The sequence below is a fragment of the Pseudomonas palleroniana genome, assembly GCF_022836895.1.
Taxonomy (GTDB): Bacteria; Pseudomonadota; Gammaproteobacteria; order Pseudomonadales; family Pseudomonadaceae; genus Aquipseudomonas; species Aquipseudomonas palleroniana.
In genome coordinates, this window is sequence record NZ_CP092411.1 from 3493892 (window position 1) to 3518205 (window position 24314).

Annotated in this window: 26 protein-coding genes and 1 tRNA gene; 12 read left to right on the forward strand and 15 right to left on the reverse strand. The window is 60.2% G+C overall.

The genetic code is table 11. The features are described from left to right. The first annotated feature begins 81 nt into the window (after positions 1–81). On the forward strand, positions 82–2148 hold the full coding sequence (treS, locus tag MJP36_RS15905; protein WP_244383419.1) for a maltose alpha-D-glucosyltransferase: 2067 nt from the start codon (positions 82–84) through the stop codon (positions 2146–2148). Here the strand turns inward: treS and MJP36_RS15910 are convergent. After that, positions 2126–2740: a cysteine hydrolase family protein gene (locus MJP36_RS15910; RefSeq protein WP_060752749.1), complete on the reverse strand. Its 615-nt coding sequence runs from the start codon at positions 2738–2740 to the stop codon at positions 2126–2128. The genes treS and MJP36_RS15910 overlap by 23 nt on opposite strands. Before the next feature lie 141 nt (positions 2741–2881). Here MJP36_RS15910 and MJP36_RS15915 point away from each other — a divergent pair, with 141 nt between their 5' ends. Next, a complete protein-coding gene (locus tag MJP36_RS15915) occupies positions 2882–3751 on the forward strand; it encodes an alpha/beta hydrolase family protein (RefSeq protein ID WP_060752750.1) in 870 nt (289 codons plus the stop codon). Positions 3752–3757: 6 nt separating this feature from the next. On the opposite strand, the gene MJP36_RS15920 is transcribed toward MJP36_RS15915, so the two are convergent. From MJP36_RS15920 to MJP36_RS15930, 3 genes are read right to left on the reverse strand one after another with little or no spacing between them, the layout of a single operon-like run. Continuing rightward, positions 3758–4501, reverse strand: coding sequence for a 2OG-Fe(II) oxygenase (locus MJP36_RS15920; protein ID WP_244383420.1), 744 nt, complete (start codon positions 4499–4501; stop codon positions 3758–3760). Next, the gene (locus MJP36_RS15925) at positions 4485–4757 is read right to left on the reverse strand and encodes an Ada metal-binding domain-containing protein (RefSeq protein WP_198761228.1); all 273 of its coding nucleotides are present in this window, start codon (positions 4755–4757) and stop codon (positions 4485–4487) included. The genes MJP36_RS15920 and MJP36_RS15925 overlap by 17 nt, the downstream gene beginning before the upstream one ends. Next, entirely contained in the window at positions 4750–5346 is a 597-nt protein-coding gene (locus MJP36_RS15930; RefSeq protein ID WP_244383421.1) for a 2OG-Fe(II) oxygenase, read from the reverse strand. Before MJP36_RS15930 ends, MJP36_RS15925 begins: the two co-directional genes overlap by 8 nt. Before the next feature lie 68 nt (positions 5347–5414). On the opposite strand from MJP36_RS15930, the gene MJP36_RS15935 reads away from it, so the two are divergent. Continuing rightward, positions 5415–6065, forward strand: a complete 651-nt coding sequence (locus MJP36_RS15935; RefSeq protein ID WP_244383422.1) for a GNAT family N-acetyltransferase — start codon at positions 5415–5417, stop codon at positions 6063–6065. 2 nt (positions 6066–6067) lie between these two features. On the opposite strand, the gene MJP36_RS15940 is transcribed toward MJP36_RS15935, so the two are convergent. Then, positions 6068–6979 carry a LysR family transcriptional regulator gene (locus tag MJP36_RS15940; RefSeq protein ID WP_244383423.1) on the reverse strand — a complete coding sequence of 304 codons (912 nt, stop codon included), beginning with the start codon at positions 6977–6979 and terminating at the stop codon, positions 6068–6070. A gap of 266 nt (positions 6980–7245) precedes the next feature. Here MJP36_RS15940 and MJP36_RS15945 point away from each other — a divergent pair, with 266 nt between their 5' ends. Then, positions 7246–8964 carry a hydrogenase maturation protein gene (locus MJP36_RS15945; RefSeq protein ID WP_244383424.1) on the forward strand — a complete coding sequence of 573 codons (1719 nt, stop codon included), beginning with the start codon at positions 7246–7248 and terminating at the stop codon, positions 8962–8964. A 116-nt stretch (positions 8965–9080) separates the two neighbouring features. Next, positions 9081–10676, forward strand: a complete 1596-nt coding sequence (locus MJP36_RS15950) for a histidine kinase famiy protein (RefSeq protein ID WP_104993873.1) — start codon at positions 9081–9083, stop codon at positions 10674–10676. A gap of 343 nt (positions 10677–11019) precedes the next feature. Here MJP36_RS15950 and MJP36_RS15955 read toward each other — a convergent pair whose 3' ends face one another. Together MJP36_RS15955 and MJP36_RS15960 are read right to left on the reverse strand one after the other, a co-directional pair. After that, positions 11020–11397, reverse strand: a complete 378-nt coding sequence (locus MJP36_RS15955) for a hypothetical protein (protein WP_244383425.1) — start codon at positions 11395–11397, stop codon at positions 11020–11022. Between the two features lie 231 nt (positions 11398–11628). Next, a tRNA-Leu gene (locus MJP36_RS15960) sits at positions 11629–11715 on the reverse strand. Between the two features lie 211 nt (positions 11716–11926). On the opposite strand from MJP36_RS15960, the gene MJP36_RS15965 reads away from it, so the two are divergent. Both MJP36_RS15965 and MJP36_RS15970 read left to right on the forward strand, forming a co-directional pair. Then, positions 11927–12499, forward strand: a complete 573-nt coding sequence (locus MJP36_RS15965; RefSeq protein ID WP_244385633.1) for a hypothetical protein — start codon at positions 11927–11929, stop codon at positions 12497–12499. A 129-nt stretch (positions 12500–12628) separates the two neighbouring features. Further along, positions 12629–13099, forward strand: a complete 471-nt coding sequence (locus tag MJP36_RS15970; RefSeq protein ID WP_104993870.1) for a GFA family protein — start codon at positions 12629–12631, stop codon at positions 13097–13099. Here the strand turns inward: MJP36_RS15970 and MJP36_RS15975 are convergent. Beyond that, on the reverse strand, positions 13079–13606 hold the full coding sequence (locus tag MJP36_RS15975; RefSeq protein WP_090370922.1) for a DinB family protein: 528 nt from the start codon (positions 13604–13606) through the stop codon (positions 13079–13081). The genes MJP36_RS15970 and MJP36_RS15975 overlap by 21 nt on opposite strands. A 125-nt stretch (positions 13607–13731) precedes the next feature. Between MJP36_RS15975 and MJP36_RS15980 the strand changes: the two genes are divergently transcribed. Further along, positions 13732–14430 (forward strand): tellurite resistance TerB family protein, encoded by a 699-nt coding sequence (locus MJP36_RS15980; protein WP_244383426.1) that lies wholly within the window; start codon positions 13732–13734, stop codon positions 14428–14430. Here MJP36_RS15980 and MJP36_RS15985 read toward each other — a convergent pair. The 6 genes from MJP36_RS15985 to MJP36_RS16010 form a co-directional block, all read right to left on the reverse strand. Beyond that, entirely contained in the window at positions 14427–15248 is an 822-nt protein-coding gene (locus MJP36_RS15985) for a hypothetical protein (protein ID WP_205343909.1), read from the reverse strand. The two genes, MJP36_RS15980 and MJP36_RS15985, sit on opposite strands and share 4 nt — an antisense overlap. Before the next feature lie 18 nt (positions 15249–15266). Further along, positions 15267–15614, reverse strand: a complete 348-nt coding sequence (locus MJP36_RS15990; protein WP_060752947.1) for a DUF2493 domain-containing protein — start codon at positions 15612–15614, stop codon at positions 15267–15269. 64 nt (positions 15615–15678) lie between these two features. Then, on the reverse strand, positions 15679–18393 hold the full coding sequence (gene mgtA, locus MJP36_RS15995) for a magnesium-translocating P-type ATPase (protein WP_244383427.1): 2715 nt from the start codon (positions 18391–18393) through the stop codon (positions 15679–15681). Positions 18394–18628: 235 nt separating this feature from the next. Beyond that, the gene (locus tag MJP36_RS16000; protein ID WP_244383428.1) at positions 18629–18922 is read right to left on the reverse strand and encodes a hypothetical protein; all 294 of its coding nucleotides are present in this window, start codon (positions 18920–18922) and stop codon (positions 18629–18631) included. Positions 18923–19241: 319 nt separating this feature from the next. Next, a complete protein-coding gene (locus MJP36_RS16005; RefSeq protein WP_060752949.1) occupies positions 19242–19853 on the reverse strand; it encodes a LysE family transporter in 612 nt (203 codons plus the stop codon). A 165-nt stretch (positions 19854–20018) separates the two neighbouring features. Continuing rightward, positions 20019–21302 carry an arsenic transporter gene (locus MJP36_RS16010; RefSeq protein WP_161547999.1) on the reverse strand — a complete coding sequence of 428 codons (1284 nt, stop codon included), beginning with the start codon at positions 21300–21302 and terminating at the stop codon, positions 20019–20021. 309 nt (positions 21303–21611) lie between these two features. Here MJP36_RS16010 and MJP36_RS16015 point away from each other — a divergent pair, with 309 nt between their 5' ends. From MJP36_RS16015 to MJP36_RS16030, 4 genes are all read left to right on the forward strand, one after another. Next, positions 21612–21827 (forward strand): hypothetical protein, encoded by a 216-nt coding sequence (locus tag MJP36_RS16015; protein WP_060752951.1) that lies wholly within the window; start codon positions 21612–21614, stop codon positions 21825–21827. Between the two features lie 71 nt (positions 21828–21898). Further along, positions 21899–22594: an AzlC family ABC transporter permease gene (locus MJP36_RS16020; protein WP_060752952.1), complete on the forward strand. Its 696-nt coding sequence runs from the start codon at positions 21899–21901 to the stop codon at positions 22592–22594. Beyond that, positions 22591–22902, forward strand: a complete 312-nt coding sequence (locus MJP36_RS16025; RefSeq protein ID WP_060752953.1) for an AzlD domain-containing protein — start codon at positions 22591–22593, stop codon at positions 22900–22902. Before MJP36_RS16020 ends, MJP36_RS16025 begins: the two co-directional genes overlap by 4 nt. A 172-nt stretch (positions 22903–23074) precedes the next feature. Next, entirely contained in the window at positions 23075–23428 is a 354-nt protein-coding gene (locus MJP36_RS16030) for a hypothetical protein (protein WP_090370941.1), read from the forward strand. A 143-nt stretch (positions 23429–23571) separates the two neighbouring features. Here MJP36_RS16030 and MJP36_RS16035 read toward each other — a convergent pair whose 3' ends face one another. Then, positions 23572–24276 (reverse strand): YoaK family protein, encoded by a 705-nt coding sequence (locus MJP36_RS16035; RefSeq protein WP_090370944.1) that lies wholly within the window; start codon positions 24274–24276, stop codon positions 23572–23574. Positions 24277–24314: the final 38 nt, after the last annotated feature.

The following is a 24314-nucleotide window of genomic DNA, read 5'->3' on the forward strand; positions in this document are numbered from 1 at the left end:
GCGCCAACGCAATGCAACGAATGACCGCCGTTGACCCTCCTATGCTTACCAATACCCTTTCACCACACAGGTATCAGGCTTATGACGGCGGTAGACAACGATCATGTGAACTGGCTGGTTGAGCAATCGATGCTGCACGCGGCACGCCAGCGGGCCAAGCTGTATTCCGGGCAGGGGCGGTTGTGGCAGCAGCCCTACGCGCAGACCCGGCCCCGTGATGCGTCAGCGTTGTCGTCTGTGTGGTTTACCGCGTACCCGGCGTCTATCGTGACCCGTGAAGGCGGCACGGTGCTGGAGGCGTTGGGGGATGAAAGCCTGTGGCACGCGCTGTCCAAGATCGGTATTCAGGGGATTCACAACGGCCCGCTGAAAAAATCCGGCGGGCTTTCCGGTACCCGGCATACGCCGACCATCGACGGCAATTTCGACCGCATCAGCTTTGAAATCGACCCGGAGTTGGGCACCGACGCGCAGTTGCAAGCGTTGACGCGCATGGCCGCAGCGCACAACGCGGTGGTCATCGATGACGTCATCCCCTCGCACACCGGCAAAGGCGCGGATTTTCGCCTGGCCGAGATGGCCTACGAAGACTATCCCGGCCTTTACCACATGGTGGAAATCCGCGAGGAAGACTGGCCGTTGCTGCCGGACGTCGCCCCGGGCCGCGATGCGCAGAACCTCAGCCCGACCCAGGTCGACGCCTTGCGCGACAAGCATTACATCGTCGGCCAGCTGCAACGGGTGATCTTCTTCGAACCGGGAGTCAAGGAAACCGACTGGAGCGCAACGCCCGTAGTGCAAGGCGTGGACGGCAAGCCGCGGCGCTGGGTGTACCTGCATTACTTCAAGGAGGGGCAGCCCTCGCTCAACTGGCTGGACCCTTCGTTCGCCGCGCAACAAATGATCATCGGTGACGCCTTGCATGCCATCGATGTGATGGGCTCCAAGATCCTGCGCCTGGACGCCAATGGCTTCCTGGGTGTGGAGCGCAAGCTTGATGGCACGGCCTGGTCGGAAAGCCATCCGCTGGCCGTTACCGGCAATCAGTTGCTGGGCGGGGCGATTCGCAAGGCGGGCGGCTTCAGCTTCCAGGAGCTGAACCTGACCGTGGACGATATCGCCGCCATGTCCCACGGCGGTGCGGACCTTTCCTATGACTTCATCACCCGGCCGGCCTACCAGCATGCCTTGCTGGTGGGCGACACGGAGTTTTTGCGCTTGATGCTGCGCGAGATGCACAGCCAGGGCATCGACCCCGGTTCGTTGATCCACGCGCTACAGAACCACGATGAACTGACCCTGGAGCTGGTGCATTTCTGGACCCTGCACGCCCATGACACTTATCTCTATCAAGGCCAGACCTTCCCCGGCAATATCCTGCGCGAACACATCCGCGAGCAGATGTACGAACGCCTGGCCGGCGAACAGGCGCCGTATAACCTCAAGTTCGTGACCAACGGGGTGTCCTGCACCACGGCGAGCATCATCACGGCCGCCCTGGGTATTCGTGATCTGGAGGCGATCACCGCTGCCGATATCCGGCAGATCCGCCAGATACATCTGCTGCTGGCGATGTACAACGCGATGCAACCTGGGGTGTTCGCCTTGTCCGGCTGGGACCTGGTGGGCGCGTTGCCGTTGGCGGCGCAGGACGTGGCGCACCTGATGGCCGATGGCGATACACGCTGGATTCATCGCGGGGCCTACGACCTGGTGGACCTGAACCCGCAGGCCGAGCTGTCGGCGGGGCAAATGCCGCGCGCGCGAACCTTGTACGGCAATCTCAATGAACAGTTGCAGGACCCCGAATCGTTTGCCTCGCAACTGCAAAAGATCCTCGCGGTGCGCCGCGCCTATGACATTGCGGCCAGCCGCCAGATCCTGGTGCCGGACGTCGAGCATCCGGGCTTGCTGGTCATGGTTCACGAATTGCCGGCGGGCAAGGGCACCCAAATCACAGCGCTCAACTTCGGCGCCACGCCGATTACCGAAACCCTGCACCTGCCGGATATCGCGCCGGGGCCGGTGGTCGACATCATCAACGAACGGGTCGAGGGCGACCTGACCGCCGAGGGGGAATTCACTCTTACGCTGGATGCCTACGAAGGCCTGGCGCTGCGGGTGGTCAGCCATTCTCCGATGCTTTGAGTGCCGTCAGAAACGCGGTGTGTTTCAGGGCTTGGGAAAACATCGGCAGCGTGAAGTGCTCGGCCGCGTGCTGTTGTTCATCACTGAATGTGGCCGTGCAGTCGGTCAGGGTGATCACGTCGTAGCCTTTTTCGTAACCCGATCGAACCGTGCCTTCGACGCAGCAATTGGTCAGGAACCCCGCGACCACCAGGTTCTGGATGCCGTTATTACGCAGCACCAGGTCCAGGCCGGTGCTGGCGAACGCGTCCAGCCCACGCTTGCCCTCGACCAGGATGTCGGCAGGGTCGCGGCTCAGGGCGTCGCTGATCTCGGCGCCCCAACTCCCGGCGCGAAAGGCGCCGGCATCGACGACACCTTTGAGAATCCCGTAGGCGCGCAGGGTCAGCTCAGGGTAGCCGACGGCAAACTGGATCGGCATATGGATGATGGTCACGCCGAGCTTGCGCGCCTGCTCAATGGTGGTGGCGGTGTTGGCCAGCATGTTGGAGGTTTGCATCACGTCTTTCACTGCATCGTGGAACACGCCACCGGGCGTGGTGAAGTCGTTCTGGAATTCGATCAAGACGATTGCTGTTTTGTGGGCCTGCATGGTGTTTCTCCTGGTGCTGGAATAGGTGGGTGCGCTTAATCGTAGGCGATAGGCGTCGTCACTGCTGCGTCACGAGATGGCAACAGGGGACTGTCAAAGTGCCGCATCGGCACTCGGATGTGCTTTTTCCAGGATTGAATCATGCGCGATTCCCTCAGCCTGTTATTGGGCCTGTTTGTGTTGTTGCCCACGCTCGTCCTCGCTGATGCCGTCAGCTTCACTACCCACGCAGTCCAATTTTCCAACGCCGGTATTACGCTCTCCGGCACGGCTTTACTGCCCGAGCATCCGGCTGTCGGCGTGGTGCTGGTGCACGGTTCCGGTCAGGAAAAGCGCATGATGAATTTCGCGACACTACTGGCGGGTCATGGCATTGCGGTACTGACCTATGACAAGCGCGGCGTCGGGCAATCGGAAGGTGTGTATGTCGGGCCGGAGGTGGGCACTAATAATCTCGATGCGGCCAACCTGCAAACCTTGGCTGGTGATGCGAATGCAGCGGTCGCGGCCTTATCAACCCAGGTTGCCGCCACTGCGCTGCCGATTGGGCTGGTGGGGTTCAGCCAGGCCGGCTGGATCATCCCCATCGCTACCGAACACAACCGCGCCGTGAGCTTCATGGTGCTGTTCAGCGGGCCGCTGCTGACAACGCGTGAGCAGTTGCGCTTTCAGTTTCTGACCCAGGGCAAGGCGGATTTCTGGACCCAGTACAGTGAAGCGCAGGTGCGCAAACATATTGCGCAAGACCCTGACCGCTATCAGTTTGCCGACACTGATCCTCGTAATTCGCTGGCCAAGGTTGCGATTCCGGGCCTCTGGTTGCTGGGCGGCAAGGATCTGCAAACCCCGGCTTTTTTAGCGGTGGAACGGTTGGACGCAATGAAGGCCAAGGGCAAACCGTTCGAATATCGACTGTATCCCGAGTTGGGTCACAACGTATCGCCGGGTGGCGCAGGCCCATCGGTCGACGATGCGCTGCAATGGCTCAAGGGCATGAAGGCTTCACATTGAGCGCATTCATTTGGCATCGTGGAAAATAATCCCGAGGGTTCTGCGCTCGCCGCCATGCAGGCGGCTGACCCCGTGGCGGACATTCACGCGGCAAAACCCTCGGGTTGAGCGCGCCGGTCGGCTGTTCACTGCGAAAATCAGCGCCTGGCCCTGTTCAAGCGCGATGACCTCGGCCTGGCCGGGCTGGTTGGCGCGGGTCTGGGTGAGGACGAACTCGCCCCCGTCGAAATCCAGCCTCGGTTGATCCAGCAGAAATACGACCTGAAAAGGAAACACCTGCTCGCCATACAGGTCCTGGTGCAGGCAGGTGTAGTCATTTGCCCGATAGCGCAGCATCAGCGGCGTAGGCCTGCATTGACCCGCCTGATGACAAACGGCTTTGAAGGCGCTGTGGGTTTCGGGAAACCGTTGACCGACGTTCAATGCCGCGTGCCAGCGGTTGGCGATGGGCGCCAGGTGGCTGTACAGCCGAGTTCGCAGGTCTTCGACGATGGGGGGCAGGGGATAACGAAAGTACTGGTATTCACCTCGCCCGAAGGCATGACGCTCCATGACGACGCGGCTGCGAAAGTGCTCGCTGTTCGAGTACAGCGCCGCCAGCTCCAGACAGGTCTGGCGAGTGAGCAAGGGTGGCAGTCGCGCAAACCCGTGGGTCATCAGTGCGGCTTCGATTATCCGCCAATCCAGCTCTTCCAGGCTGGCCCCAGGGGCACCCGGGCTATCGAACATCAGCTCATTTTGACGATTCATTATGTTTCCATCGCTGATATTCGGCGGGCATGCAGATGGCGCAAGGGCGATAGCCGGCGGCGATTGCGCCGGACTCGTCGAGGAAAAATACGCGGTTTTTCACATAGCCCCCGCGCGCGATCGCTTGCAGCGCCGCTCGGCAATCGAGCGTGCCGTAACGTTTGCCCGTTCGGTGGCCGCCCAGCGTGCCCGGTTGAGTGCTGGGGCAGGGTTGGCCTGCTCGGCTCAATAGCATCCAGACACGCTCGTTATCCATGGACTCGCTCCGATGTGCCGTGAAAGTTCAGGAAAAACCCAACCCGTTCGCCGCTTCGAACCCGGCTGATAGCGCGTTTCATCGTGACGCGGTAGTAGCCCTTGCGGCCTTTGAAGGGCCGGTGCGCCGTGGTGATGATTGCGAGATCACCCAGCCGCAGGGGCACCACCATCGGGCGTGACTGCATCCTCGGCCGCTGTTCGATCAGCACCAACTCGCCGCCGGTGAAGTCCTGGCCTGGAGAGGACAGCAGGGCGGTCAACTGAAACGCAAACCCCCTTTCGTCATCGATGGCCTGCCCAAGCGCCAGAGACTCGCCTTCACGCAAGCACATCAGCGGCGAGGAGGGTTGCCGCTGATCGGTTGAGCGTTGGAGCGGGAAGCCGTAGGGCCGTCCGGCGATCAGGTTCCATTGGTTTGCGATCTGTGCCAGCGGCGCATAAAACTTCTGCCTGAGGCTGTTCAGCAGTGCCGGGAGCTGTTCCCGCGCCCTGTTAGGTGGGCCCAGGAAACCCGGCAGCACGGCGAAGCCTTGCTGGTCGAGCTCCACGCGGATACTTTGCCAATCCAGGGTGTCGATTCGGTTCATGCGGGCTTCCTTCGTTCGACGGCCATTACCGGTGCCGCGGCCGTAAACACACAGTAGGGACCCGTTGAATGGCTGAAACTCCGGTTCTTGCGGTGGAACTTCAAGCGCTGTTTAATCAAGCGCACCTGTGCCCCACGTGGGCACTTTCAGATTCCGGGAGAGCATGGATGCAATCGCTGCCTGTCGCTGCGTCAATCGTTGGGGATTCACTTGAGCTGCGTCCACTGGCGCCCGGGGATTTTGACGCGCTGTATAACGTCGCATCCGACCCTTTGATCTGGGCGCAGCACCCCAGCCCTACGCGTTATCAGGAAACGGTCTTTCGAGAATGGTTCAAGGAAGCCCTGACGTCGAACAGCGTGTTGGTGGTGATCGACCGTTCAAGCGGCAAGGTCGTCGGCAGTTCGCGCTATTACGAATTCAGCGAGAAGACCCGCGAGGTTGCTATCGGCTACACCTTTCTGGCCCGAGAAAAGTGGGGCGGCGGGGCGAACGCAGAACTCAAGCGCCTGATGCTCGAGCATGCCTTCCAGTGGGTCGACACGGTCTGGTTTCACATCGCGGCGCAAAATATCCGTTCGCAACGGGCCATGGAGAAAATCGGCGGGAAGTTCTCCCACTCGTCGATCAAACAGCTGGCCGTCGGTACGCAGGAAAACTTCTTTTACAAGGTCGAACGCGCCACGTTTGCGCGTCGGCACTCGGTGAGCGATACCTGAACTCAGGCCGGGTTTGTCTGCTCAGCCAGCGTCAGTACCTGCCCGCGGAAAACGCTGACGATCGGGCGCAGGTCCACCTTGTGCCAGGCGGCCCAGAGCCTGACGCAGGGTCTGAACCAGTCCAGCTCGCGCAGCACCACCGTCGGGCCTGCGCTGGTGGCCAGGCTGCTTTGCACCATGGCCAGGCCAAGTCCGGCGGACACCAGCCCGAGCACGCTCAAGGGGTCGGTCGCCTCCAGCGACAGCCGTGGGACGAAGCCGGCATCGGCACACCGGGCGATGAAGTCGTCGCGTTTATTGATCGAGTCGGGTTGGCTGCCGGTGATGATCCACTCCTGTTCATGCAGGTCGGCGGGGCTGAGTTCGAGCTTGGCCGCCAGCGGGTGTTCGTTTGGGATCGCCAGCAGCATGGGGTCGTTCAGCACAGGGCGGGCGAGCAGGTCGGGGTCGTTGTCCGGCGGGGGCTCGCAGACCAGCGCAATGTCCAGGCTGCGTTGGCGCAGACCTTCGAACTGCTCGCGTGGGGTCATGTTGTAGAGGGCAATATGGATCTGCGGGCGCTCGGCGCGGATCGCCCGCACCGCGCCTGGCAACACGCCGGCATGGATGGCGTGGTTGACGTAGCCGATGCACAGGCCGCCTTCCTCGCCACGCCCCAGGCGCTTGCCCAGGGACTCCAGGCGCTCGGCGTGCTTGAGCAGGCCGCGGGCCTCGGACAGGAAGGTGCGCCCGTCAGCGGTGAGGAACAGCCGCTGGTTACGCCGTTCGAACAAGGCCAGGCCCAGATGATCTTCAAGCTGGGCGATCTGCCGGCTCAGGGGCGATTGGGAAATGTGCAGTTGTTCCGCTGCGCGGCCGACGTTTTCGCATTCCGCGACGGCGACGAAGTAGCGCAGCTGACGTAGATCTTGCATGGTAGCTCCTGGTAATTGCCTTACCTTTTTACCTGGGGTTATGAACCTCGAACGCCGCCATCCTATGCTGCTGTTATAAAGACCGTCCAGGTCATAATTCGACAGACTTCAGACCTTTCGTGCATCTCTATCTTCCGTCAACCGGCTCAAGCTTGATCTCGATCAGGTGACCGCCCCGGTTCTCCCTCTACTCTGGCGTCTCCATCAAAGGCCAGGGAAGGCTGAATGAATGCCACTGGCCGCGCATTCTCAAGGAAGAGTCCGTCATGCGATCAATGAAGATCATCTTGTTGTCATCGGCGTTCAACGGTTTGACCCAGCGCGCCTGGTTGGACCTGCGCCAATCAGGTTACGACCCCAGCGTGGTGTTGTTTACGGATGAGGCCACGGTGTGCCGGCAAATCGAGGCATCGGCGGCCGATCTGGTGATCTGTCCGTTTCTCAAGGACCGCGTACCGGAGCAACTGTGGAGCAACCCGGATCGCCCGATTGTGATCATTCATCCGGGCATCGTCGGTGACCGTGGCGCCAGCGCGCTGGACTGGGCCATCACCCAGCAGGTCGGCCGTTGGGGCGTTACGGCGCTGCAGGCGGTCGAAGAAATGGATGCGGGGCCGGTCTGGTCGACGTTTGAATTCGACATGCCCGCCGATGTGCGCAAATCCGAGTTGTACAACGGTGCGGTGAGTGACGCGGCAATCTATTGCATTCGCGACGTGGTGGAAAAATTCGCCGGCGGTTTCGTCCCCACGCCGCTCGATTACACGCAACCCAGCGTCGTCGGGCGTTTGCAGCCGAATATGAAGCAGATCGACCGTGCCTTCAGCTGGCATGACTGCGCACGGTTCATCAAGCGCAGCATCGATGCCGCCGACGGGCAGCCGGGTGTGTTGGCGAGTCTCGCGGGTGGGCAGTATTACCTGTACGACGCGCACCTGGATGCGCGTTGCGGCCTGCCGGGAGAGATCCTGGCGGTTCAGGACGACGCGGTGCTGGTGGCCGCCGGTGATCGGAGCGTGTGGATCGGTTCGCTCAAACGCAAGGCCCAGCCAGGGGAGGAGACCTTCAAGCTGCCGGCACGCCAGGTGTTGGCCGGCCTGTTGAGGGATGTTCCGGTGCTGGACGGTTCAATCGCCAGCCAAGGAGCTGATGAGTCGGCCTATCAACCGATTCGTTATCGCGAGTTCGGCCACGTTGGCGAACTGACCTTCGAGTTCTACAACGGCGCCATGAGCACCGAACAATGCGTGCGGCTGGTGGCTGCGCTGCGTTGGGCCAAGGCGCGGGACACCCAGGTGCTGTTGATCAAGGGCGGGCGCGGGAGCTTTTCCAACGGTGTACACCTCAACGTCATCCAGGCCGCGCCCGTGCCGGGGCTGGAGGCCTGGGCCAATATCCAGGCGATCGACGATGTGTGCCAGGAGTTGCTGACGGCCCGGCAGCTGGTGGTCAGTGGCCTGACCGGCAGCGCAGGGGCGGGCGGCGTGATGCTGGCGCTGGCGGCCGACATCGTGTTCGCCCGTGCAGGTGTCGTGTTGAACCCGCATTACAAGACCATGGGCCTCTACGGCTCCGAGTACTGGACCTACAGCCTGCCTCGCGCCGTCGGCAGTGAGCTTGCCTACAAACTTACCGAAGAGTGCCTGCCGATCAGCGCCGTGCAGGCACGGCAGTGGGGGATGGTCCAGGACATCGGCCCACGTTGCCCGCAGGAGTTCGGCCGCTGGTTGGCGCAAGAAGCGCAACGTACGTTGACTGATGGAAAGTACGCAGCGCATCGCGCACGCAAAGCCAGTATGGATCTCGCACAGATTGAGCTCTGCCGTGACCACGAACTTGCCCAGATGAAGTTGGACATGGTGCACAACCGCCAGCAGTTTGCCGAGAAGTGCCGCAACTTTGTGTTCAAGCGCAAGAGCTGCCAGACACCGCAGCGTTTGATTGCAGCATGGGCGGTGTCGCGTGAGAGCGTGTTGGTCGCCTGACGGCGCCGTTGTGCTCGGCATCGTGTCGCGAGGTCGTAGGCTCAAGCACTCTGAAAAAGGGAATTTGGGTGGGACGGTACGGTCCTACGATTTCAAATGTTGCTTGGAGGCGCGCGATGCCACACAAGAACCTTCGGGTAGACGATAACGTTTCTGCAGATATTTCTGATCATCCAAAAGACATCTTTTTTGCTGCAGTCGAAACGACTCGTATGCCGATGATCGTCACCGACCCCAATGCGCCGGACAACCCGATCATCTTCGCCAACCAGGCGTTTCTGGAAATGACCGGTTACGCGCATGATGAGATTGTCGGGAAAAATTGCCGCTTTCTCCAAGGCGTCGAGACCGATAGAGAAGTGGTGAATTCCATCAGGGACGCGGTAAAAAACAAGCAGGAGTTTTCGACCGAAGTTCTTAACTATAAGAAAGATGGAAGCAGTTTCTGGAATGCGCTTTTCATCTCGCCTATTCAAAATGAAAAAGGCGATGTGATTTATTTTTTTGCATCGCAGTTAGATATAAGCCGTCGCCGTGACGCTGAGGAAGGTTTGAGGCAGGCTCAGAAGATGGAGGCGCTGGGTCAGTTGACGGGCGGCATTGCGCATGACTTCAACAATCTGTTGCAGGTGATCGGTGGCTACGTCGACTTGATCGGCAGCGCCGTCGACAAACCTGAGCCGAGCCTGGAAAGAATCAAGAGAAGCGCCTTCCATGCCAAGTCCGCGGTGGAAAAAGCCAGCACGCTGACAAAGCAACTGTTGGCGTTTTCCCGAAAGCAGAAACTACAGGGCCGCGTCCTGAACTTAAATACGCTCGTTCACTTGGTCGAGCCTTTAATAGAGCGGACATTCGGCAACGCAGTGAAAGTGGAATCCGACCTTGATGGCTCGTTGAAAAACTGCCGGATTGATCCTACTCAGGCCGAGATGGCACTGCTCAACATTTTCATCAATGCCCGGGATGCGTTGATCGGGCGACATGAACCGAAAGTGTTCATTGAGACGCGCAATGTCCTGATCAAGGACTTGGCGACGTCCTATGACGGCTTGCTGCCAGGCGCCTACGTGAGCATCTCCGTTACCGACAACGGCGTAGGCATGTCCGCAGCCATCCGTGATCGCGTGATGGACCCATTCTTTACCACCAAGGATGAGGGCAAGGGCTCGGGCCTGGGCCTGTCGATGGTATATGGATTTGCCAAACAGTCCGGCGGGGCCGCCCGGATCTACTCGGAGGAGGGCATTGGTACGACGCTGCGCCTGTACTTTCCAGTGGACAGTGCGTCGGTATCTCCCGATGAGCTCAGGCTGAAATCCGATAACCAGGATGGCACCGAAAGGGTCCTGATCGTCGAGGACCGCCCGGACGTCGCAGAGCTCGCCAAGATGGTGCTTGAGGACTACGGCTACATCACTGAAATATCGCTCAATGCGCGCGAAGCGCTGAAACGATACGAAGCGGGTGAACAGTATGACCTGCTCTTCACCGATCTGATCATGCCCGGAAGCATGAATGGGGTCATGTTGGCGAGAGAGGTCAGAAGACGCATCCCAAGCACCAAGGTGCTACTGACCACCGGCTATGCAGAGAACTCCATCGAGCGTACGGACGCTGGCGGATCAGAGTTCGAGGTGATCTCCAAGCCGTATCTGCCACATGACCTTGCGCGTAAGGTCAGGCAGATCCTTGATTCTCCGGGGGGGCTTTAGTTTTTCGCTTCAGGTAGGCGTACGTGGCAACGACTGATCATTCTCACTCGCCTGCTGCGCCGGTAGAGAATTGGGCCTTTTCTGAAATTTGTGGTGGCAGGTCTGCCTGAACATGAGTGCCTTTCATGGCGCGTGTGTTTTTCCGGTCGGCCACCATGGGGGTGGTAGGCAGTTTCTGACGGTGCTATCACAGGCTGTAAACCTTGGTCGTCATCCAGCTCCTCAGCGTGCAAGCCGGCGGCGAAACTGGGCTCAATTGTCGAGCTTGCGCTCCGAGAGAAGATACGTCTCCACCAAGACATTCAACGCTCCTTGTTTTCTATTGCCAAGTCACTATAGATTCTTAATTTTTAATCGTGGCACATTCTGTGACGAGCTCGCTCTCGATAGCCTCAGGGAGATTGTGCTCAACCAATCTCTTGAATCTCCGCTTTATTGCTATCACATCACTGCTGCAGCCCTTGAGGTTCGAAAGCTGAACTGCCGCGCTGTACGCCTGGTAGCAAGCATCCGTATCCCCAACGGTCTGCTTACACTGGCTGACGACCTGAAATGTTAGGTCGGGATTCGCCTTATAGCTCTGTATTTGAGGGTTTGACCTCAGTCCAATCAGAACGGAAGGTAGTAGAAAGTAATCGGCCACCGCCACGAGAAGAGCGGCGCCGAAGGCCAGCAATTTGAAGCGCATTTCCATTTTCTCTTCGATAGGCGGACGCATCATAACCGATCATCAAGTGCGTCATTATGCAGGCATACCGTCCAACATTCCCCCACAGCCGTAGCAAGTATGGGCAGGCTCGGAGTCTAATCGGGTTAACGGTTGTTGGTTTGGGACTTAGTCGGCAGAACGCCGGGGAGGGGTGTAAATATCCAATTGCGGACCAAAATCGTTTTGCGGACCGGAAACAACAAGGGCCTGCGCGATACAGATCACGCAAGCCCTTGATAAATATGGTGCCCGAACCCGGAATCGAACCGGGACGCCCTTACGAGCGGGGGATTTTAAGTCCCATGCGTCTACCAGTTTCGCCATTCGGGCGGTAGCGCGGTGTAACAGGGTTGGGAATATATAGAGCCTGGCTCGTTGGTGCAAGGTTCTTGCCTAAAAGCCGGGTTAAAAAAGCTTGTGAGATCAGTAGTCTACAACACCCGAGCAGACCCTTTTCGAGTTTCCCCTGGGACGGGAACAAGATTCTGAAAGCGCAGTCATAGCGATATGCCATCCCGGCATTCTGGAAAGGAATCAGTTGATGTTCAGTGCGCGTAAGCCTTCTTGGATGATTGCGGTCAGTGTAATCGGGTTGTTGGCGGTGGGTAGCGTAGGCACAGCGCAGGCGGGGGATGAGTTTGAATGGAGCGGATTCAGTTCCTCGCCGGGTGACAGGCTTGCGACCAGTTCCGCAGGGGCCGGTCAGCAGCAAGTATTGGCGGCGAGCAATTTTACGGTGAACGATATTGAGCGCTTGCAGAGTAATCAGAAAAGCCACGAGGAAGAGCTTCAGCGTTTGAAAAGCAAACTGGACGAACAGGCGCGCTATTTCGAGGAGTTCAAGCGTAAGGATGGCTCAAGCTCCAGCGCCAGTGACAGCCAGTTGGCTGATTTGAAGCACACGGTCGCGGATCAGAAGAACACCATCGACAAGCTCAAAAGCGAAGTGGAGGACCTGAAGCGCAATTCCAGCTCCAGTTCGAGTTCCAGTTCCAGCGAGCTGTCGCGGCTCAAGGACGATGCCCAGGATCAGAAACGTAGCCTTGAAGACCAGAAGCGCAGCCTTGATGATCTGAAACACACGATCGACAGCCTGGCCAGCAAGGTGAAGTGACGCCTGCCGGCGCTTGCTTCAGTCGCTGGCAATGTGCGTATCGGCATTGCTGGCGACATGGCTTGCGGTGTTCTCAGCGTTCGGTTCACGCTACCCTGTGGCGTCCACAATCATGAAAAGGAATGAATGATGAGCGTCGTACACCAGCCGCTGGAGGGCAGTTGCCGCTGTAACCGGGTGCGCTTCAGTGTCAGTTTGCCCGAGGTGATCACCATGGCCTGCCATTGCCGTGGTTGCCAGAAAATGACCTCCAGCGCGTTTTCCCTCAGCGCCTTGATTCCCGCCGCTGGGTTTACCATCACCCAAGGCTGCCCGGTCATCGGCGGGCTGCAGGGTGTGGACCGCCACTATTGCTGCCCGCATTGCATGAGTTGGCTGTTTACCCGGCCCCACGGCATCGACGAGTTCGTCAATGTGCGCGCCACGTTGCTCGATAACGCCCGCGACTATGTACCTTTCATGGAAACCTGGACCCGCGAAAAACTGCCCTGGGCCTCTACCCCCGCCGTCGAAAGCTTTGCACAATTGCCTGAACCCCAGGACTTCCCGCGCCTGTTGCAGGCTTACGCCGAGTTTGTCTCAGTCAATCAACGCCAATAGATCCGTAACACCTACGTCCACGCCTGCCTGGCTCAGCAGCGTGGTGGCCTGGCCCCGGTGATGGGTCTGGTGATTGAAAAAGTGCACCAGCAAGCCAAAGAACGGCTTGCTGGCCCCCACGCCGCGCATGTTGGAGTACTGCAGGCGATGATCCAGGTCAGGCTCGCGCAAGGTGTTGACCCAATCGAGTATCAACTGATCCAGCCAGGCGCGTCGGGCAGAAAGCTCACGAATATCGGCGAACGCCAGTTGCTTGAGGTCGGTGGGTGTTGCGATCGAACTCAAGGGTGCCAGCGCCGCAAAGCCTGCCGGGTGTTGGGCGAAGCGTTTGAGCCAGACCGTATCGCCCAGTGCAAGGTGGTTCAGGGTGCCGAGGATCGAGCCGAAGAACGCCTGCCGGTCTGCGCTCAACGCGGCGTCCGGCAATTGGCCGGCAGCAGCATAGACCTTCTGGTTCATCCACTGGTTGTAGCTCGCCATCAACGCAACGTGCTCGATACGGTTCACCTGTGTGCTCCTTCAACGGTGTAATGGCGCCATCATAAGGCGTGCCTGCTCGGCGGTCTTGGTATTCCGACAGGGGCAGGCTATGGTTGTTGAACGCCCATATTGCGCCCTGGGAGGGCGACACCATGAACACCAGCGATCTATTGGAACAACTGCTGCGCGCGGGCCAGCAAAACGGCGGTGCTTCAGGCGGTGGCCTGGGCGGCTTGGGCGGGTTGCTCGGAGGGTTACTCAACAGTACGGGCAATAGTGCTTCGGCCGGGGGCGGTTTGGGCGGATTGCTGGGTGGTCTCGGCGGTTTATTGGGCGGTGCGCCTGCGGGCGGTGCCACGCAGCAGCGCTCCGGTGGGATGAATTACGCGGCGCTGGCGTCGTTGGGGATGGCGGCTTTCCAGGCGTACCAGGCGTGGCAGCGCCAGCAGGCCAGTGCGCCGCAGCAGGCAATCCAGACGGTCGACCAACTCGACGGGGCCGATGCCGAAGCCCATAGCCATGCCGTGCTGCGCGCATTGATCGCGGCAGCCAAGGCCGATGGCAAGATCGATGAGCAAGAGCGGCAGATGATCTCAGCCGAGATTGGCCGGCATACCGATGACCCCCAGTTGCAACAATGGCTCGACGCCGAAGTCGCCAAGCCACTGAATGCCGGGGATTTTGCCGAGTATGCCGATGACCCGGCACTGGCGTCGGAGATCTACCTGGCCAGCGTGATGTTGGTCAACGATCAACAGGAGGCGGAACGCGCTTACCTGGATGAGCTGGCCGGGCAGTTGCAAATCGACCCGCAGTTGCAACTGCACCTGGAGCAGCAGGCGAAAGCTTAAAAACGCAGGGTGGCACCCGTGGTCAACCACTGGTTGTGATCCTCGTTGAGGCTTTGCCCAACCAGCAGGTCGATGTCGATCAGCTGACCCACGTGAAAGCGCGGCCCGGCCTGCCAGGCCTGGTCGCCGCCTTCCTGACCATAGCGCTCACCGATCAGTGTGAGTGCATCGGCTAGCTGGTACTCGAAACCTGTGCCCCACGTCAGCCGGTGCTGCTGTTCGCCACCGTTATAGGCGTGGGTCCAACCGCCATTGAAGTTCAAGCGCAGTGCTTCAACGGGTTGCCAGGTCAGAGGCACGTTGAAGTCGGCGCCGTCAAAGGCATGCGCACGGTCCAAGGCGAAGTGGCTGGTGGCGGACACCGCCAGTTGCAATCCCAGATCTTGCCGTGACCACACCTGGGCTTTGACTTGCGGGCTGACCTGCGTCTCGGCATCCCCCGCATTGCTGGCACGCGACAGCGCCGCACTCCATTGCACCGCCGGCAGCGCGCTGAACGTGCAGGCCGGGTTCAGCGTTTCGTTATGGACGTTGCCTTGGTGCCGGTTGACGCTGTACCAGGCGTCGACGTTGCAGGTGCCCGGATCATTGACCGCGCCGTCGTCGACCACGTAGGCGCCACCGGCTGCCTGGGCCTTGGAGCACATCGCGATGAGCAGAACAAGGCCCAGGCTCGCGCCAATGAAGATCAGGTTGCGTTGCAGCGCGCGGCGCTTGGCCGGCGGTAACAGCAACAGCGTATGGCGAGCCCCCCGATAGTGACGTGCGCGATATTTGGCAAACCCATCCGGGCGATGAGGGGTGTGTTTTTTGTGCATGATGCACCTCGCTTGAATTCAGCTTTCTACGGTCAGCACCGAAATGCCGCTGGCTTTGGCCTGGCTGACCAGCTCCGAGGTGTCGTCACCGCCTGGCAGGGCGATGATCACGTCGGGTCGGCTGTCGGTCAGCATGAAATGATTGCGTTGGCGTTCCGCCTGTTTGCCATGGCGTTGCCAATTGCACGGGTAACGCACCACATCGATGCCCATTTCCCGCGCCCACTCCTCGATGTTGCTGCCGAGGAATTGGTTGCCGCCGTGAATCAATACCTGCATCGGGCGCAGGCGGTGGTAAGCGTCCAGCACTTGGCGGGACTTCTGGGTGTCGGCGTAATGACGACCTGCACAGATCAAGACGCGCATGTTCGAATCCTTGTGATGCGCGGTGGCGACCCTGCGGTCGCCACCGTTTAAACGGCGGGAGCGATCAGTACCACTGCTTGAAGCGGCGGATGTAGATCGTTTTCATCAGTTGGGCCACGCAGCAGTAGGCGAGCAGGGTACCGACCAGCCATGGGAAGTACGCCAGCGGCAGCGGTTGCAGGCCCACCAGGGTGCCCAGCGGCGAGAACGGCACGTAGATCCCCAGAGCGATCACCAGGCAGGTCATCATCAGCACCGGCCAGGCCGCCGTGCTCTGGAAGAACGGGATCTTGCGGGTGCGCAGCATATGCACCACCAGGGTTTGCGAGAGCAGCCCTTCGATGAACCAGCCGGACTGGAACAGGGTCTGCATTTCCACACTGTTAGCGCTGAACACGTACCACATCAGGGCAAAGGTGGTGATGTCGAAGATCGACGAGGTCGGCCCGATCCAGATCATGAAGCGGCCGATGTTTTGCGCATCCCACTTACGTGGTTTGGCCAGGTATTCCTTGTCCATCTTGTCCCACGGCAAGGCCAGCTGGGAGATGTCGTACATCAAGTTTTGCAGCAGCAGGTGGATCGCCAGCATCGGCATGAACGGAATGAACGCACTGGCCACCAGCACCGAGAACACGTTGCCGAAGTTGGAGCTGGCGGTCATGTTCAGGTACTTCATGATATTGCCGAAGGTTTCGCGGCCCTTGAGCACGCCTTCTTCCAGCACCATCAGGCTCTTTTCCAGCAGGATGATGTCCGCCGATTCCTTGGCGATATCCGTGGCGGTGTCGACCGAAATACCCACGTCGGCATCGCGCAGCGCCGGCGCATCGTTGATACCGTCGCCCAGGAAACCCACGGTATGGCCGTTGGCTTGCAGGGCCTTGAGCACCCTGGATTTCTGCAGCGGTGTCAGCTTGGCAAACACCGTGCGTTCTTCCACGCGGCGCAGCAGGGTGGCGTCGTCCATGGCTTCGATATCCACGCCCAGCAGCGGCTGGCCGGGTTCGAGGCCAACCTGGCGGCAGATCTTGGCGGTGACTACCGCGTTGTCGCCGGTGAGCACTTTGACGGCAACACCAATTTCCTGCAGTGCGGCAATGGCCGGGCCCGCGGTTTCCTTTGGCGGATCGAGGAAGGTCAGGAAGCCCTGGATCACCAGGTTGCGCTCATCGGCAGGGGTGTACTGTTGGCGCGCCAGGGATTGGGGAATGTTGCGCGTTGCGACCACCAGTACACGGAAACCATCCTCGTTGTAGTCGTTGGCCAGCGCCAGCAACTCTTCACGGCGGCGCTCATCCAGCGGCACGGCATCGCTGCCTTCCATCACGTGGGTGGAAATGCTCAGCATCTCTTCCACGGCGCCCTTGCACACCAGCAGCTGATCGCCGGCAGCATCCTTGACGACGATCGACAGACGGCGGCGTACAAAGTCGAACGGCAATTCATCCACTTTGCTGTAGGCAAATGGCACCTGGAACTTGGGGTTCTGCTCCGAGAACTGCACCACGGCCTGGTCCATCAGGTTCTTCATGCCGCTCTGGTGGAAGCTGTTGAGCCAGGCTAGCGACAGCACCGCATCGTCACGTTGGCCAAAGGCATTGACGTGGTGTTCGAGGATGATTTTGTCCTGGGTCAGGGTGCCGGTCTTGTCGGTGCACAGCACATCCATCGAACCGAAGTTCTGGATCGCATTCAGGCGCTTGACCACCACTTTGCGTTTGGCCATGGCGGTGGCGCCCTTGGCCAGGTTGGCGCTGACGATCATCGGCAGCATTTCCGGGGTGAGGCCCACAGCAACCGCCAGGGCGAACAGGAACGCATCGCCCCAATCACCTTTGGAGAAACCGTTGAGCAGGAACACGATCGGCACCATCACCAGCATGAAGCGGATCAGCAGCCAGCTGACGCTGTTCACCCCACGGTCGAAGGCGGTTTGCACACGGGAGCCGACGATCGCTTTGGCCAGGGAACCGAAGTAGGTGCGCGGCCCGGTGGCTACCACCACGGCCTTGGCCCGGCCGCTGACCACGTTGGTGCCCATGAAGCAGATGTTCGGCAGGTCCAGCAGGTTGCCCTGGTCGGCCGCCAACGAGGACGCCGACTTCTGCGTCACATCACCCAGGGTGTCGTACTTCTCGACCGGCAAGGCTTCGCCGGTCAGCACCGCCTGGCTGATAAACAGGTCACGGGATTCGATCAGGCGGATATCCGCCGGGATCATATCGCCGGCCGACAACTGCACGATATCGCCGGCCACCAGTTCACGCATCGGCACTTCGCGCAGGCTGGGCTGGGCGCCCACTTGCTCGCGGCGCAGCACGGTGGCGGTGGTGCGGACCATCGCCTTGAGCGCTTCGGCGGATTTGGCCGAGCGGTGTTCCTGCCAGAAGCGCAACAGGCTGCTGAGCAACACCATGGTCATGATGATGATGACCTTGGTCGGGTCGGCCTCTTCGCCGTCCCGCATCGGCAGCCAGCAGTCGGTAACAAAGCTGATGCCGCCTAGGGTCAGCAGGACATAGATAAAAGGATTGTTCAGTGCCTGCAGGAACTGGACGATGGCGTGAGGCGGCTTGTCATGGGCCACCTCGTTATAGCCTTCGCGCTGTAGACGTGCCGAGGCATCCAGTTCGGTCAGGCCGTCCTGGGTCGCCCGTACATTGGCGAGGGTGGCCGACAGGCCGTTCTGGGCTTCGCGGGCGGCACGCATCGACAGTTTGGTGTCGCTTGCAGTGCCATTTTTCTTGTGCAGAGGCGTGTTTTTTACGGCGCTCATTGTCTGTACTCCTGTCGCCAATTCTCGACAAAACATACCCGGTACTTACCTGATTGCAGGCGAGCGAAAGCATGCCGAGCCGCGGACTTCGCGATCGGTTTAAATAAAGTGCTTAATAACTTCTACAAGGCCCGCTTAGTGCGCGTTAGTTAATTAGCGCGCAGCGGGCTACTACTGGACTTGTTCATAAAGAACTCCAGAAGGTTAATCGGGAAAGTTGTGGTTTCCAGCAGGCTCAGGCTGTGCGAGCGCTCACATAGAGGCTAAGCATCAGGCTCGCTTGAACGAGGCTGGAAACGTTCCGTCTCTGCGGGTCTTGAGGGGCGGCGTGATCCCAGTGCTGAACCAGTTGGCCAGTGGTGGGGCAGACACGCCAGTGCGCCAGCATTGGAGCCGGGCGTACTTGGGGAGAGGTTGCGGCAAAGGGCGAGCGGGTAGGCGAAAAGCCCACGGGCATGCGGCATAGCTTGGCTCGCAGGGCCGAGGCCAGCGAGCGGATATCAGGCAAAACAAAGGGTTGAAGGGTCATAACACACCTCGGGACCGGACAAGCGACCGGCGAGGCAGTTACGGTGGAGCATCAAGCTCTAGCGCAGCTTACCGGACCGGGGAGGCGAGTCCTGTCATATTCTGGGTTTGGCGCCCGATGCCCGCAGAGGCGGTGCTCGGACAGCGACTAGATACTGTGTCCATTGGCTTCTTTTGTGAGGTTTAAAAAAGGCCCCCAATTGCGGGCAGGGGCAATCTACTCAGCCAGTTACAAAATGTCAACGCATGATTAATTAAATGATCCGGCGTTCAGAGTTCATTCAGACAAGAGGCACGGGAAAGTTGCGATATATATAACTTCATACGCCCAATGCCGCGAGATAGGCGAGATACAACAGTACCAATCCGCAGGTGCCATAACTGACCCGCTGCCAGCGCGCCGATGCGTTCTTGCGCAACAGGTTGACCAGCGTAGCCACCACAAAGCACGACAACACTGACGCCAGCATGAAACCGGCAAAAAACATCAGGGTCTGCGCATGACTGGGCGTAGTGCCGACGATGCCCGACAATGCACTGCCGAGGGCGCCCCAATACACAATGTTCTTCGGGTTGGCCAGGGAGATGGCTGCGCCTACCGCCAGCGCATTCTGCCCTGAACGTGCAGGCACAGTTTGCGCTTGCGGCAAGTGCCAGGCGTCGATCAAGCCGCGCACGCCCAGCCAGGCCAGGTACAGCGCGCAGACCACCGTCAGCGGTATGCGCACGGCGTCATGCTGGATCAGCAGGGCGATACCGGTCAGGCCGATAACCGCCCACACGGCATCGCCCACCAGAGAGCCGACCTGCACGAGCAAGGCCGGGGTGAACCCCTGAAGCAAACCCCGGCGCAACGTCTCCGCCAGCACCGCACCGGGTGAGAGGCAAAACACAAAACCGAATACCAGTGCGTAAAAAAAGATCGTCAACATGCCTGATGCCTGTCAGTTAAGCGATAGAGCGGACCTGTGGGAGGGGGCTTGCTCCCGATGGGCTGCGCAGCAGGCCCAGCCAGGCGTGTTGCATCGCGTTCATCGGGTCAGCTCGGCAGTGGGTTGCGCCTTAGCATACGTAGCTGACCCAGGCGGCGAAAGTGTTCAGACACTCAGGCGCAGCGCGAGCGCGGCCAGGGTGATCAACAGCACCGGCAGGGTCAGTACGATCCCGACCCTGAAGTAGTAGCCCCAGGTAATGGTGATGCCTTTGCGCGCCAGGATATGCAGCCATAACAAGGTGGCCAGGCTGCCGATAGGCGTGATTTTCGGGCCCAGGTCGCTGCCGATCACGTTGGCGTAGATCATCGCGTCCTTGATCACGCCCACCGCATGGCTGGACTCGATGGACAGGGCACCGATCAGCACCGTCGGCAGGTTGTTCATGACCGATGACAGCAACGCAGTGAGCACGCCGGTGCCCATCGCCGCGCCCCACACCCCGTAGGTGGCGAAGGTGTCCAGCCAGGTGGCCAGGTAGGTCGTCAGGCCGGCGTTGCGCAGCCCGTAGACCACCAGGTACATGCCCAGGGAAAAGATCACGATCTGCCAGGGGGCTTCCTTGAGCACCTTGCGCGTGGAGATCTTGTGGCCTTTGGCCGCGATGACCAACAGCAGCACCGCGCACACCGCAGAAATCGCACTGATGGGAATACCCAGCGGCTCCAGGGCAAAGCAACCGATCAGCAAAATACCGAGTACCCACCAACCGGCGCGAAAGGTCGCACGGTCGTGAACGGCCCTGGCCGGGTCTTCCAGGTCGTCTGGGTTGTAGGCCTGTGGAATGTCGCGGCGGAAGAACCACAGCAGCACCGCCAGGGTGGCCGCGACGCTGACCAGGTTCACCGGCACCATGACGGCGGCGTATTGGTTGAAACCGATCTTGAAGTAATCCGCCGAGACGATGTTCACCAGGTTCGACACCACCAGCGGCAGGCTGGCGGTGTCCGCGATAAACCCGGCGCCCATGACGAAGGCGAGGGTCGCTGCCGGAGAGAAACGCAACGCCAGCAGCATCGACATCACAATGGGCGTGAGGATCAGTGCCGCGCCGTCATTGGCGAACAGTGCCGACACCAGCGCGCCGAGCAATACCATATAGGCAAACAACCGCCGCCCACGCCCTTGGCCCCAGCGCGCCACGTGCAGCGCGGTCCAGGCAAAGAAGCCGGCCTCGTCGAGCAACAGGCTGATGATGATCAGCGCCACAAACGTACCGGTGGCGTTCCAGATGATGTGCCACACCGCCGGGATGTCCGACAGGCTGATGACTCCGCAGGCCAGGGCCAGGATTGCCCCCAAGGTGGCGCTCCAGCCGACGCCCAGCCCTTTGGGCTGCCAGATGACCAGGATGATGGTGAAGAGAAAAATCGCAACGGCGACAAGCATGAATGAACGCTCCGATGGCTCGGCAACAGGTGCCGGCCGGTTATGGTGTTGGGCCTATTGTATCCAGACGCTACGCGTCGCTGCGCCAACCATGGCACTTTGTCATCCAAGGCATGGATCAGTTCGCGTGAGCAAAGTTCGTCTTTGTGTGGGAACAATTACGCCGACGGGTAGGCGCGTTGCGAGGTCAAACCCTGAAACCATTGACGTGGATCAAATCTGCCGCAATCGACACACAAGTGACTGAAATTAAAATGAAACATGAATGTCCTAAAGTGCCTGCCCATTGCTGATGAAGGAAGATCCCGCGTGACCCGTGCCACTCGCAACCTGCGCAAGACCCTTGATTCCGTCGCGGACAATAACGAAACCGCGGCGTTTGACTTGATGCGTGCCGTCGAAAAAGTCGGCGATGAAGTGCTGCGCCAACGCCTGCTCAATACCATTCACCGGCTCAACCAGGACGCCTACGAGCTGCGCGAAGCGCGAGACTCGGTCGAACAGGTATCGGTAAAACTCGCCTGAGCAAGATCGTTCAAGACAGCCCCTGTGTGACACTGGCATGCTTGTCGACCCTCTGTCGATGAGCCGTTTCCATGCCTGCCGCCTTACCTCATTACGCCTTCGCTCGCGGTGCAATCGCGGTTATTCCGTTATCCCTGGCCTGTGCGCCCTGGGGGCTGCTCGCCGGCTCCATGGCGATCGACGCGCAGTTCACGCCGCTGCAAGCCCAGGGCTTGTCCGCGATTGTCTTTGCCGGTGCGGCGCAACTGGTGGCGATCGGCATGGTCAAGAGTGGCGCGAGCCTGATTTCCATCGTCCTGACCACGCTGCTGCTGACGTCCCAGCATTTGCTGTATGGCATGCACATGCGCCCGACACTCTCGGCGCTCAATACACGCTGGCGCATCAGCCTGGGGTTTCTGTTGACCGACGAGTTCTTCGCCTTGGTCAACCACTATGACCGTGAAACGTTCAACCGCTGGTATGCCTTGGGCGTCGGCCTGACGTTTTACATCGCCTGGAACCTGTTTACCCTGGCCGGCATCGTGCTCGGCAAAAGCATCCCCGGGCTTGATCAACTGGGGTTGGAGTTTTCCATCGCGGCGACCTTCATTGCCTTGATCACCCCAGTGGTGCGCGACGTACCGACGGTGGTCTGCGTGGCGATCTCGCTGTTGTGCTCGGTAGGGTTGAGCTTTTTGCGCTGGGAGTCGGCGGTGGTGGTCTCGGGCTTGCTGGGCATGAGTGCAGGCTATGCGTGCAAGCGGCTGGGGGTAGGGCAGGCATGATCTACTTGATGATAGTCGCCATGGGCCTGGTGGTCTTTTTCAACCGTTACCTGTTTATCGAGCCGCGTCTGCCGGTGCGCCTTAATCGCGGCGCCCGAGAGTTCCTCGGGTTTGCGGTGCCGGGCATGCTCACGGCGATTTGCGGGCCGATCATTTTTCTCGCCGACCACCGGCTCAACCTGAGCCCGACCAACCCTTATCTGCTCGCGGGTATCTGCGCGGTGGCGCTGATGTTCTGGACGCGCAGCGTGTTGATCACGGTGTTGCTGAGCATGGCGCTGTTCTATCTGTTTCGTTGGTACTTCTGAAGCGCAGGCGAAAAAATGCCCGCGGGAGGGCGGGCAGAAGGAAGACTTCTTAAAAATGAGCCAGGCAACTATAGACGGCGCATTGTGCTTTTACCGTGAAACAAAGTTCATGTGCGCGTCAGTTAAGCCTGCGGCGGTGGTACAGTCGCGGTTTTTCCATGGAGGCGATGGCATGCGTAAGGTAGTAATGGGCGTCATGATGGTGGCGGCGCTGTCCGGTTGCGCCGGCACGAAGATGAAAGAGGCGCGTGCAGGCCAGCCCTATAAAACCCTGGCTTCGGACAAGGCCCCGCTGGTAGTTGCCCAATGCGTGCAGTTCGGCTGGCAGGACGAGGCGGTGTTCGGCGTGGACGCTGGAGGCTTCAAGGAGCCGTTGGAGTCAGATGGTTTCACGGTGTACACCACTGACGGTGCCTACTTTGTAGACGTGCGCGCCGCGGGTGCCGGCTCTACCGTCAAGTATTACGCAGCCGAAGACACGATGCCTGCCAAGCGTCGCCAGGCCGCCCTCGCGACCTGCCTGTAGTCCGTTGCTTTAGAATTATTCAGAAATGCCTGGCGCGACAGGCGCCGAGCATTGGCTTATTATTCATCCGCTCGCTCGACGTGATGGCTCTTTACCGGTACACGGATGTCGAGGCCTAAACGTCGGGCGGGCCTCTTTGCTCGTTATCGCGGCATGTAGCCCAAGTGCCAGCGCCGGGGAATCCTCAGCGATACCAGGCCCAGTAATATGGCCAATGCACCGCTGACCAGCAGCGCCTTCAGCCCCCATTGGTGCTCCAGCACCGCGCCGATCACCGCCCCCACAAACATCCCGGCCCACGGGATCAACTGTACTCGCCACCCGTTGCGTCGTTCGCCCAGCATCCAGCGGCCCAGCCCACGACCAAAGCGTGACAGTGCCCCCGTCACATAGGTCAGCCCCACGGGCAGGCCATTGACCTCTTCCACGGCTGCATTGAGCATGCCCATGGCGGTGATCGCCGCCAGCAAGGCAGGCAAGGTATCGGCGAAAGGCCATAAGCCGGCGCCGCTCAACAGCACGGCGATACACAACAGCAAGGGCAGGGCATGCCGACGGCCCAGGCGGCTGACCACGACACCCAAGGCGTTGCCGATGACGAACGTGGCGATCAACAACAGCAGGCGCCCGATCAGGCCCAGATCACCGGCGCCCATCGCCACGGCCAGGCGGGTGGTGTTGCCGCTCATGAACGACACGAAGTCCCCGCTGGCCATGAAGCCGATGGCATCGGTCATGCCGGCCAGCACCGAAAGGCTGGCCACCAGCAACAAGCCGACCCGGCCACGCCAGCGTTGGCGATGGGCCAGCGCGGCATTGGCGTAGGGCGTGCGGGACGAAGGCAGCATGGAGCGGGCTCCTCGATGAGATTATTCGGCCACTACCG

Excerpts from the sequence above, each read along its gene's own strand:
- MJP36_RS15910 (WP_060752749.1), bottom strand. The coding sequence starts at position 2,740 with ATGCAGGCCCACAAAACAGCAATCGTCTTGATCGAATTCCAGAACGAC.
- MJP36_RS15920 (WP_244383420.1), bottom strand. The coding sequence starts at position 4,501 with ATGAATCGTCAAAATGAGCTGATGTTCGATAGCCCGGGTGCCCCTGGG.
- MJP36_RS16005 (WP_060752949.1), bottom strand. The coding sequence starts at position 19,853 with ATGTTGACGATCTTTTTTTACGCACTGGTATTCGGTTTTGTGTTTTGC.
- MJP36_RS15940 (WP_244383423.1), bottom strand. The coding sequence starts at position 6,979 with ATGCAAGATCTACGTCAGCTGCGCTACTTCGTCGCCGTCGCGGAATGC.
- MJP36_RS16010 (WP_161547999.1), bottom strand. The coding sequence starts at position 21,302 with ATGCTTGTCGCCGTTGCGATTTTTCTCTTCACCATCATCCTGGTCATC.
- MJP36_RS15925 (WP_198761228.1), bottom strand. The coding sequence starts at position 4,757 with ATGGATAACGAGCGTGTCTGGATGCTATTGAGCCGAGCAGGCCAACCC.
- MJP36_RS15980 (WP_244383426.1), top strand. The coding sequence starts at position 13,732 with ATGAACACCAGCGATCTATTGGAACAACTGCTGCGCGCGGGCCAGCAA.
- treS (WP_244383419.1), top strand. The coding sequence starts at position 82 with ATGACGGCGGTAGACAACGATCATGTGAACTGGCTGGTTGAGCAATCG.
- MJP36_RS15930 (WP_244383421.1), bottom strand. The coding sequence starts at position 5,346 with ATGAACCGAATCGACACCCTGGATTGGCAAAGTATCCGCGTGGAGCTC.
- MJP36_RS15950 (WP_104993873.1), top strand. The coding sequence starts at position 9,081 with ATGCCACACAAGAACCTTCGGGTAGACGATAACGTTTCTGCAGATATT.
- mgtA (WP_244383427.1), bottom strand. The coding sequence starts at position 18,393 with ATGAGCGCCGTAAAAAACACGCCTCTGCACAAGAAAAATGGCACTGCA.
- MJP36_RS16000 (WP_244383428.1), bottom strand. The coding sequence starts at position 18,922 with ATGACCCTTCAACCCTTTGTTTTGCCTGATATCCGCTCGCTGGCCTCG.
- MJP36_RS15985 (WP_205343909.1), bottom strand. The coding sequence starts at position 15,248 with ATGCACAAAAAACACACCCCTCATCGCCCGGATGGGTTTGCCAAATAT.
- MJP36_RS15945 (WP_244383424.1), top strand. The coding sequence starts at position 7,246 with ATGCGATCAATGAAGATCATCTTGTTGTCATCGGCGTTCAACGGTTTG.
- MJP36_RS15955 (WP_244383425.1), bottom strand. The coding sequence starts at position 11,397 with ATGATGCGTCCGCCTATCGAAGAGAAAATGGAAATGCGCTTCAAATTG.
- MJP36_RS16030 (WP_090370941.1), top strand. The coding sequence starts at position 23,075 with ATGCGTAAGGTAGTAATGGGCGTCATGATGGTGGCGGCGCTGTCCGGT.
- MJP36_RS16020 (WP_060752952.1), top strand. The coding sequence starts at position 21,899 with ATGCCTGCCGCCTTACCTCATTACGCCTTCGCTCGCGGTGCAATCGCG.
- MJP36_RS15915 (WP_060752750.1), top strand. The coding sequence starts at position 2,882 with ATGCGCGATTCCCTCAGCCTGTTATTGGGCCTGTTTGTGTTGTTGCCC.
- MJP36_RS15990 (WP_060752947.1), bottom strand. The coding sequence starts at position 15,614 with ATGCGCGTCTTGATCTGTGCAGGTCGTCATTACGCCGACACCCAGAAG.
- MJP36_RS16035 (WP_090370944.1), bottom strand. The coding sequence starts at position 24,276 with ATGCTGCCTTCGTCCCGCACGCCCTACGCCAATGCCGCGCTGGCCCAT.
- MJP36_RS16025 (WP_060752953.1), top strand. The coding sequence starts at position 22,591 with ATGATCTACTTGATGATAGTCGCCATGGGCCTGGTGGTCTTTTTCAAC.
- MJP36_RS15970 (WP_104993870.1), top strand. The coding sequence starts at position 12,629 with ATGAGCGTCGTACACCAGCCGCTGGAGGGCAGTTGCCGCTGTAACCGG.
- MJP36_RS15965 (WP_244385633.1), top strand. The coding sequence starts at position 11,927 with ATGTTCAGTGCGCGTAAGCCTTCTTGGATGATTGCGGTCAGTGTAATC.
- MJP36_RS15935 (WP_244383422.1), top strand. The coding sequence starts at position 5,415 with ATGGCTGAAACTCCGGTTCTTGCGGTGGAACTTCAAGCGCTGTTTAAT.